This window comes from Paenibacillus tabacirhizosphaerae (assembly GCF_040812395.1).
In the GTDB taxonomy this organism is placed as follows: domain Bacteria; phylum Bacillota; class Bacilli; order Paenibacillales; family NBRC-103111; genus Paenibacillus_E.
The window spans coordinates 1-10,987 of record NZ_JBFNXH010000035.1 but is presented as its reverse complement, the minus strand read 5'-3'; the positions used below and the strand labels follow the sequence as shown (position 1 = coordinate 10,987).

Below are 10,987 nucleotides of genomic sequence, written 5' to 3'. Positions count from 1 at the left end.
TTATCTGGAGCCGGATGAAATGCCAAGGCTGCGAATTCTATTTACGGCCGGATCGGCTTCATCGACCGAGCTCGTTCAGAAGTGGAAAGACAAGGTTGCCTATTACAACGGATACGGACCGACGGAAAACTCGGTAGCGACGTCGATTTGGCCGGTTTCGAGCGACCCTGATGCGGGAAGTCTGATCTCCATCGGGCGTCCGGTCCCCAACCATCACGTATATATCGTTGATCCATACGGACACCTGCTGCCAGTGGGTGTGCCTGGGGAGCTGTGCGTGGCAGGAGCAGGACTTGCTCGCGGTTATCTGGATCGACCGGAGCTGACAAGCGAGAAGTTTGTCATCAGCCGCTTTAGCGGTGAGAGGATGTATCGGACAGGGGATCTGGCGAGATGGCTGCCTGACGGTCGGATCGAATATTTGGGCCGGATCGACCATCAGGTGAAAATCCGCGGATACCGGATCGAACTAGGCGAGGTCGAAGCGAAGATTTTGCAAGTAGAGGCTGTGCAGGAAGCCATCGTCATCGCGCGGGAAGACGCATCCGGGCAAAACCAGCTGTGCGCTTATTTCGTCGGCAGCCGGGAGCTTGCGGTAAGCGAACTGCGAAGCGCACTCAGCGCAGAGCTGCCTGGCTACATGGTGCCGTCTACCTTCATGCAGCTGGAGCAGATGCCACTGACGCCTAACGGCAAGATTGACCGCAAGGCGCTGCCCGCGCCGGACGGAAGCAGCCAGACCGGAGCAACCTATGCAGCTCCACGTACGCCTGCCGAGCAAGCTTTGGCGACAATCTGGCAAGTTGTGCTAGGGGCAAAGATCGTCGGTATACACGATAATTTCTTCGAACTCGGGGGCGACTCGATCAAGTCGATACAAGTATCTTCCAGACTGCTGCAAGCAGGCTATAAGCTGGAAATGAAAGATTTATTCGCTCATCCGACGATTGCCGAATTAAGTCCGTTTTTGCAGCTGACCGGTAAAGTTGCCGATCAAGGAGAAGTTACGGGTATTGTGGGGCTGACGCCAATTCAGCATTGGTTCTTCGAACAAAATTTTGCGCAGCCGCACCACTTTAACCAAGCGGTCATGCTGTATCGGGCACAAGGCTTTGATGAAACAGCGCTTCGTCAAGCGCTGACGAAGATCACGAAGCACCACGATGCGCTGCGAATCGTTTTCAGCAGGACGGAAAGCGGATATGAGGCGAGGAGCCGTGCTGTCAATGAAGGAGAAGCTTACAGCCTGGAGACGTTTGACTTCTGCAATGACACAAATGCGGCTGAAACGGTAGAAATAAAAGCAAATGAGCTGCAGCAAGGCATCGATCTAAGCGAAGGACCTCTAATGAAACTGGGTCTGTTCCGTTGTGCGGACGGTGATCATCTGTTGATTGTCATTCACCATTTGGTCGTAGACGGGGTTTCCTGGCGGATATTGTTCGAAGATCTGGAGACTGCTTATGAACAGGCCGCTAAGGGCAGCACCATACGGCTTCCGCATAAGACGGATTCGTTCCGAACATGGGCTCAGACGCTGCTGCAGGAAGCAAACAGCGCTGGGATCGAGTGGGAGCGAGCTTATTGGCGACAGGTCGAGCAGGCTGAGGCTGAGACAGGCTCATTGCCTAAGGACTTCATCTGCGAGAATACGATGACAATTGCTGAGAGCAGCACGGTCACTGTGGAGTGGACGGAGCAGGATACGGAGCGGCTTCTGAAGCAAGCGAACCGTACGTATAACACGGATGTGAACGATCTGCTCCTGACGGCGCTCGGCATGGCGATTCACAGGTGGACCGGTTTGGAGCAGGTGCTTGTCAATTTAGAAGGCCATGGCCGTGAAAACATCCATGCGGATGTGGATATTACCCGCACCGTAGGTTGGTTTACAAGTCAGTATCCGGTTCTTCTGACGACTGAAGCGAGCCGTCCGTTATCCGAACGGATCAAACGGATCAAAGAAGACCTCCGTCACATTCCGCGAAAAGGAATCGGATACGGCATGCTGCGATATTTGTCTCAGCAACATGAAACGAGCGAATTGCGGTCAGAACTGGAAATTAGCTTTAACTATTTAGGCCAATTTGATCAGGATTTACAAGATAGCTCCATCAGACCTTCCGACTATTCGACAGGCATATCGGTCAGCAACAATACCGTCATGAAGCATGTGCTGAACATCAATGGACTTATTACAGACGGCCGATTGACGCTTACGATTCAATACAGCAGCAACGCGTTCCGCACAGAAACGATGGAGCATCTGGGTGGGCTGCTGCAGGCAAGTTTGCAGGAAATTATCGCGCATTGCGTTACGAAGGAACAGCCGGAGCTGACGCCAAGTGACGTACTGTTAAAAGGCTTGACGCTGGAGGAATTCGAACAGCTTAATGCTCATGCCGGACGCACCGGGGAGCTTGAGAATGTGTACGCACTCACTCCGATGCAGAAGGGAATGCTGTTCCACAATCTGATGGAGCCGCACTCTGGCGCCTATTTTGAACAAGCGACGTTTGATCTGGAAGGCAGCTTTGATGTCGAAACCTTCGGTGCGAGTCTGGAACTTCTGGTTCAACGACACGCGGTACTGCGCTCGAATGTGTACAGCGAATGGAAGCAAGAGCCAGTGCAGATCGTATTCCGAAAAAAACGCAGTGAGTTTTATTATGAAGACTTGCGCGGATTCAGTGAATTGGAGAGGAGAGCCTATGTAGCCTCCTTTGCAAGCAAAGATAAATCCAGAGGATTCGATTTGGCCATGGATGCGCTGATGCGGGTGTCTGTTCTGCAAACGGGAGACAGTTCGTACTCGTTTATCTGGAGCTTCCATCACATCATCATGGACGGCTGGTGCTTATCTCTCGTCCATAACGAAGTGTTCAGTACTTACTTCGCCTTGCGCGAGCAACAACAGCCGGAGCTTGCTGCGATTACACCGTACAGTCACTATATCGAATGGTTGGAGAAACAAGACACCGAACAAGCTGCGAACTACTGGAGCGGTTACTTGGCCGGGTACGAGCAGCAGACAGAGCTTCCTAAAGGCAAACCGTCTGACACGGTTGAACATGTACAACTAGGATATGCTGCGGAGAAGTTAACCTGCGTGCTGGGAAAAGAACTAAGCATGAAGTTGAATCGTACGGCCAAACAGCATCAGCTGACGATCAACACCATGCTGCAAACCGCTTGGGGTGTCCTCCTGCAAAGATATAACAACAGCAGGGATGTCGTATTCGGCAGTGTTGTTTCGGGTCGACCAGCAGAAATACCGGGCGTAGAGAGCATGATCGGTTTATTCATCAATACGATTCCAGTCCGTGTACAAAGCAATGCCGACGAAAGCTTTGCAGAGCTGCTGAAGCGGAACCAGGCGCAAGCGATTGATTCCAATGCCTATGACACGTATCCGCTATATGAAATTCAGGCGCAAACCGCACAGAAGCAAGATTTGATCAGTCATATCATGATATTTGAGAACTTCCCGTTGGATCGGCAAATTGAAAGCATCGGAGAAGGGGATGGGGATGCGTTCGAGATCGTTAATGCCGAAATGGCTGAGCAAACGAATTATGATTTTACGATAACAATTATGCCTGGCGATGAGACGATTATTGACTTTGGCTACAATACTTTCGTCTACAGTCGTGACATTGTCGAGCAAATTCAACATCACTTGGTTCACCTGATGGAGCAAATCGTCCGGAACCCGAGTGTCCGCATAGACGATTTGGTGCTGGTAACACCGCAGGAAGAGGCCCAAATCCTGCAAGGATTCAACGATACAGCAGCGGATTATCCGCGCGAGAAAACGATCTGCGGGCTGTTCGAGGAGCAGGCAGAACGCACACCGGACCGTGTCGCGGTGCGGTTCGAGGACGAACAGCTGACCTACCGCGAGCTGAACGAGCGGGCAAACCGCATGGCGCGAACGCTTCGCGCTGAGGGTGTCCAGCCAGACGATAAGGTCGGCATCATGGTCGAGCGTTCTCTGGAGATGATCGTCGGCATTTACGCCATATTGAAAGCCGGGGGCGCCTATGTGCCAATCGATCCGGAGTATCCGGAAGAGCGCATAAGCTTCATCCTGGAGGATTCTGGAGCCAAACTCCTGCTTACGCAGCAACATCTCGGGGATCGTATGCCTGCTGAACTGAACAGCAAAGTCATCGATCTGAACGATGCAGCGCTGTACGCTGAAGACGGCTCGAATCTGGAGCCGCTGGCCGGACCGCGCGATGTCGCGTATGTCATCTATACGTCGGGTTCGACCGGCAAGCCGAAGGGCGTGATGATCGAGCACCACTCGGTCATCAACCGGATCTTGTGGATGCACGAGCGTTATCCGATAGGCGAGGCAGACGTTATTTTGCAAAAAACGGCGTTCACATTCGACGTGTCGGTGTGGGAGCTGTTCTGGTGGGCGATGGTCGGCTCCAGCGTATGCATGCTGGCCGTCGGCGGGGAGAAGAGCCCCGAACGGATCTTGGCAACCATCGAACGCAGTGGTGTAACCACGATGCACTTCGTACCGGCGATGCTGCACGCCTTCCTGGATTACGCCGAGCAGCAGCCGACCCGCAAACTGGCAGAGCAGCTGGGATCGCTGCGTCAAGTATTTGCCAGCGGCGAAGCTTTGCCACCGCAGCATGTGGCGCGCTTCCAGCGGGCGGTGGCCTGGATCAACCGAGCACGGTTGATCAATCTGTACGGCCCAACGGAAGCAACCGTTGACGTCTCGTACTTCGATTGCGAGCCTGATATGGCATATCCGGTCATTCCAATCGGCAAACCGATTCACAATACGCGATTGTACATCGTGAAGGAAGGAACTCAGCAGCTGCAGCCAATTGGCGTAGCTGGGGAGCTGTGCATCGCGGGCGTCGGCGTGGCTAGAGGCTACCTGAACCGTCCTGAGCTGACGGCGGAGAAGTTTACGGATGACCCGTTTGCGGATGGGCAGCGGATGTACCGGACGGGCGATCTGGCGCGCTGGCTGCCGGACGGCAACATCGAATACCTGGGTCGAATCGACCACCAGGTCAAGATACGCGGCTATCGGATCGAGCTGGGTGAAGTGGAATCGCAGCTTTTGAACGTGGAAGCCGTGCTTGAAGCGGTCGTTGTCGCCAGAGAAGACGAGAACGGTCAGAAGCTGCTTTGCGCTTACTATGTCGCAGAAATAGATCTGACCGCAGGCGAGCTTCGCAGCTGCTTGTCCGAAACACTGCCGAGCTACATGGTACCGACGTACCTCGTGCAGTTAGAGCAGATGCCGCTGAGTCCGAATGGCAAGATCGATCGCAAGGCCTTGCCGGCTCCGGAAGGAAGCATCCAAGCTGGAATGGCTTACGTGGCTCCTCGTACTGAAGTGGAAGCGATGCTTGCGCAAATCTGGCAGCAGATATTAGGACTTGAGCGTGTTAGCGTGAAAGACAATTTCTTTGACATCGGCGGACATTCGCTGCGGGCTACAACGATGGTCGCCCGCATTCATAAAGAGCTGGGCGTGAATATGCCGCTGAGAAACGTGTTCGAGCGCTCGACAATTGAGGAATTGGCTGTTTGGATCACGGGTGTAGAGCAAGTTGACCAGGTTGGCTATGTGGCCATTCCAGTGGCCGAGGAGAGCGCGTATTATCCGGTTTCTTCCGCGCAGAAGCGGCTGTATATTTTAAGCCAGCTGGAAGGCGGAGATATCAGCTATAACATGCCAAGCGTGGTGAGGGTAGGTGGACCGCTTGACCACAGTCGGGCTGAGGCTGCATTCCAACGATTGATTGAGCGCCATGAGACGCTGCGCACCGGGTTTGAAATGGTAAACGGAGAACCTGTGCAGCGGGTGCACCACAATGTGGAGTTTGCCATTGAGGTTGTTCAGGCTAATGAAGCTGAAGCAGAGCAACGCATGCGTGACTTCGTGCGCGCCTTCGATCTACGCAAGCCGCCGCTCATGCGTGTGGAATTGATTGAACTGGGAGATGAGCGCCATATCCTGCAGTTCGATATGCACCATATCATCTCGGACGGAGCATCCTTGGGCATTCTGATTCAGGAATTCGTCCAGCTGTATGGCGGAGAAGACCTGGAGCCGCTGTCGATTCAGTACAAAGATTACGCTGTCTGGCAGCAGGCGAAGAGCTCCCATTACGAACAACAAGAGAAGTATTGGTTAACGGCGTTGGCTGGTGAGCTGCCTGTGCTGGATATACCAACCGATTATCCGCGACCGGCGGTACGCAGCTTTGAAGGAGCGCGAGTCGGGTTCGAGCTCAATCCAGCTTTGACGGCAAGGTTGAAACGGTTGGCAGATGAGAGCGACAGCACATTGTTCATGGTATTGCTCGCAGCATACACGGTTCATCTTGCTAACTATAGCGGTCAAGAGGATATCATTGTCGGCACACCAATCGCCGGTAGACCGCAGGCCGAGCTGGAACCGATTATCGGGATGTTCGTCAACACGCTGGCTTTACGGAATTATCCAGAAGAGGACAAAACCTTCCTAGCCTTTTTGCAGGAAGTCAAGGAACGAGCTCTGAATGCGTATGAGAATCAGGAGTACCCGTTTGAGGAGCTGGTTGAAAAACTAAGTACGGTTAGAGAAATGAGCCGCAATCCGTTGTTCGACACGATGATTGTGCTGCAAAACAACGAGAATCAGGAACTGCAGGTCGAATCATTGTCATTCTCTCATCAGGAGCAGGAATACAATATTGCCAAATTCGACCTCACCTTATATGTCGCAGAGCAAGCTGACCGAGTTGTCTGCAGTATGGAATACAGTACCAAGCTGTTCAAGGAAAATACCATCGATAAATTGGTGGCCGATTTCGCAGCAATTTTAGCAACCGTAGCTGAAACCCCAAATATCCGGATAGGAGATATCGAACAAACAGACGATTCATCCTTAGAGTCGGTTGAGTACCTGTTCTAAGCGTAGGAACTTCATAGCGTGTGTGCTTTACGGCATGCACGCTGTGAAATCATTTTGATAAGGGGGGATTATTTTATGAAAAAGCAGCGGGTCTTTTGGAACGACAGATTTGACGCCGAAGATACGATATCCATTCTGCCGTACAAAACCGCGGTTAAAAACCGGGAAGCGCAAAGCCAGGCAGCGCATACGAAAGTTGTTCACGTTCATTTGCCAACCCAAGTATCCCAAAGGTTAACCTCTATCGCCAATGGCTCCCATCTGGCACTGTTTACTCTTTTACTAACGGGTGTTCATTGTCTTCTTTATAAATATACGAATGAAAACAAGATCATCTTAGGCATCCCGGCGGTTCGGACAGCGAATGCTTCACTCACCAACGAAATCATTTTATTGAAAAATGAAATGAATGGAACGGAATCCTTCAAATCGTTGTTATCACGCGTGAATGCAACTGTCGGTGAATCCATAGTCAACCAAAACATAACTTTGCAAAAAATGGCTGGCGCTTTGAATTTGCAGTATGACCCGCAGGGCGCCCCAATTATCCATACGTTAGTTTCTTTTAAAGAAATTCATACTTTGCGTAACTCAGAATCAATCGTTTCAGAGATCGAGTTTGCCTTTGAGCTGGACAATGAGGACATTCGGTTAACTGTCCTCTTTAAGGATGATCGATACGATCAAGAGACCGTAGATCAACTCATCAGTCACCTTCATCTTATTTATTCGCTCGCTTTATTCCAGCCGGCGCTTGAAATCGATCAGATCGATATTATTTCCGAAGCTGAGAAAGCTAGGCTTTTGTTCGAATTTAACGACACGGCAAGGGATTACCCGCGTGAGAAGACGATCTATGGTCTGTTCGAGGAGCAGGCAAAACGCACACCGGATCGTGTCGCGGTGCGGTTCGAGGACGAACAGCTGACCTACCGCGAGCTTAACGCGCAGGCAAACCGCTTGGCGCGAACGCTTCGCGCTGAGGGTGTCCTGCCAGACGATAAGGTTGGCATCATGGTCGAGCGTTCTCTAGAGATGATCGTCGGCATCTATGCCATATTGAAAGCCGGGGGCGCCTATGTGCCGATCGATCCAGCCTATCCGGCAGAGCGCATAAGCTTCATCCTGGAGGACTCTGGAGCCAAACTCCTGCTTACTCAGCAACATCTCGGCGATCGTATGCCTGCTGAACTGAGCAGCAAAGTCATCGATTTGAACGATTCAGCGCTGTACGCTGAAGACGGCTCGAATCTGGAGCCGCTGGCCGGACCGCGCGATGTCGCCTATGTCATCTATACGTCGGGATCGACCGGCAAGCCGAAGGGCGTGATGATCGAGCACCATTCGGTCATCAACCGGATCTTGTGGATGCACGAGCGTTATCCGATAGGCGAGACGGACGTTATTTTGCAAAAAACGGCGTTCACATTCGACGTGTCGGTGTGGGAGCTGTTCTGGTGGGCGATGGTTGGCTCCAGCGTATGCATGCTGTCCGTCGGCGGGGAGAAGAGCCCCGAACGGATGTTGGCAACCATCGAACGCAGTGGTGTAACCACGATGCACTTTGTTCCAGCGATGCTACACGCCCTCCTGGATTACGCCGAGCAGCAGCCGAGCAGCAAACTGGCTGAGCAACTGGGATCGCTGCGTCAAGTATTCGCCAGCGGCGAAGCATTGCCGCCGCAGCATGTGGCGCGCTTCCAGCAGGCGGTCGCCGCGATCAACCGTGCGCGGTTGATCAATCTGTACGGGCCGACGGAAGCAACCGTTGACGTCTCGTACTTCGATTGCGAGCCGGATGCCGTGTATCCGATCATCCCGATCGGCAAACCGATTCACAATACGCGATTGTACATCGTGAAGGAAGGAACGCAGCAGTTGCAGCCAATTGGCGTAGCTGGGGAGCTATGCATCGCGGGCGTCGGCGTGGCGAAAGGCTACCTGAACCGTCCTGAGCTGACGGCGGAGAAGTTTACGGATGACCCATTTGCTGATGGGCAGCGGATGTACCGGACGGGCGATCTGGCGCGCTGGCTGCCGGACGGCAACATCGAATACCTGGGTCGGATCGACCACCAGGTCAAGATACGCGGCTATCGGATCGAGCTGGGCGAAGTGGAATCGCAGCTTTTGAACGTGGAAGCCATGCTTGAAGCGGTCGTCGTCGCCAGGGAAGACGAGAACGGACAGAAGCTGCTTTGCGCTTACTATGTCGCAGAAATAGATCTGACCGCAGGCGAGCTTCGCGGCCGCTTGTCCGAAACGCTGCCGAGCTACATGGTACCGACGTACCTCGTGCAGTTGGAACGGATGCCGCTGAGTCCGAACGGCAAGATCGACCGCAAAGCCTTGCCAGCTCCAGAAGGAAGCGTACAAGCCGGAATGGCCTATGTGGCCCCTCGTACGCTAGTGGAGACGAAGCTTGCGCAAATCTGGCAGGATGTATTGGGACTTGAGCGTGTAGGCGTGATGGACAATTTCTTTGACATCGGCGGACATTCGCTGCGGGCTGCGACCCTCGTTGCCCGCATTCATAAAGAGATGGATAAACAGTTGGAACTTCGCGAGGTGTTCCAGGCGCTGACGATCGAGCACATGGCGCAAGTGATAGAACATAAGGAGACGCAAGTGCTTGCGTCCATCCCGTCCGCACAAGAGAATGAGTATTACCCCGTTTCCTCCGCCCAAAAACGAGTGTACATATTAAGCAACCTGGAAGGTGGGGAGCTTGGCTACAATATGCCGGGTGTTGTCCAGGCACAAGGGTCTCTTGACCGCAATCGTCTGGAGGAAGCGTTCCGCAAACTGATCGCACGACATGAGTCGCTGAGAACCAGTTTTGAGCTGGCGAATGGTGAGCCGGTGCAGCGGATTCATCGCGAAGTTTCTTTTGCCATAGATGTTATCCATGCTGATTCCGAGCACACGGAGCTGTCTATCCGTCGTTTTATGCGTCCATTCGATCTCGGACAGGCACCGCTGCTCCGAGCTGGACTGATCGAACAGGCCCCTAACAGGCATCTCCTGCTTATCGACATGCACCATACGATTTCAGACGGAGCTTCCTTGACGGTTTTTATCAGTGAGCTTGCAAGGCTGTATAACGGTGAAGAATTGCCAGAGCTGCGGATTCAGTACAAGGATTATGCGGTTTGGCAGCATACGGGTATACAAAACAAGAAATGGAAAAAACAGGAATCGTTTTGGCTGGAGCGGTTTCAAGGAGAAATTCCGACGCTAGATCTAAGAGCGGACTATGTGCGGCCTGCGGTGCAAAGCTTTGAAGGCGACAAAATTGCTTTTGCCATAAACCGTTCCACCACGGAAGCGTTGCAGAAACTCGCATCGAGAAGCGGTTCGACTTTATATATGGTTTTGTTAGCAGCCTATACGGCATTATTGTATAAATACACAGGACAAGAGGATGTCATTGTCGGCACACCGGTGGCAGGAAGGCCGCATGCAGACCTAGCGCCTATTATCGGCATGTTTGTGAATACGCTAGCCATCCGCAGCTACCCGGCAGGAGAGAAAACATTCATTGACTATTTAACAGAAGTGAAAGAGCATGCGCTTAGTGCACTTGAGCATCAGGATTACCCATTTGAAGAGCTGGTCAGCAAGCTGAATGTAAAAAGAGATATGAGCCGCAACCCTTTATTTGACACCATGTTCGAGCTGAAAAATTTGGAGCGCGCCGAGGCGAATTTAGAAGATGTAAGCTTCACGGAATATCCGGGCGAAGAAACCGTCGCTAAGTTTGATCTCACGCTTGAAGCTGTCTTCGAAGAAGAAGGGATCTTGTTCAGCCTTGAATACGCTACGGCCATCTACAAAAGGGAAACGGCAGAGCAATGGGCTCGTCACTTCGGACAGGTGCTCGAAGCAGTTGTTCACGACCCGCAAATAAAACTTTCAGCTCTAGAGATCATCACGAATGAGGAGAAGTCACAGCTTTTGGAGACATTCAGCGGTAGGGGAGCAGAGGGCCAAGAGCATTTGCTGGAGAAGCCGTTCCACGTATACGTGGAGGAACAGGTACAGAGA

At 52.6% G+C, this 10,987-nt stretch carries 2 protein-coding genes; both read left to right on the top strand.

All coding sequences use genetic code 11. The annotated features are described in order from the left end of the window. Positions 1-6,940, top strand: a 6,940-nt coding sequence (locus ABRS97_RS27615) for an amino acid adenylation domain-containing protein (protein ID WP_483312505.1), incomplete at its 5' end; no start/stop codon positions are given. Positions 6,941-7,015: 75 nt separating this feature from the next. Next, a partial coding sequence (locus ABRS97_RS27610) for an amino acid adenylation domain-containing protein (RefSeq protein WP_367859139.1) occupies positions 7,016-10,987 on the top strand: 3,972 nt, incomplete at its 3' end.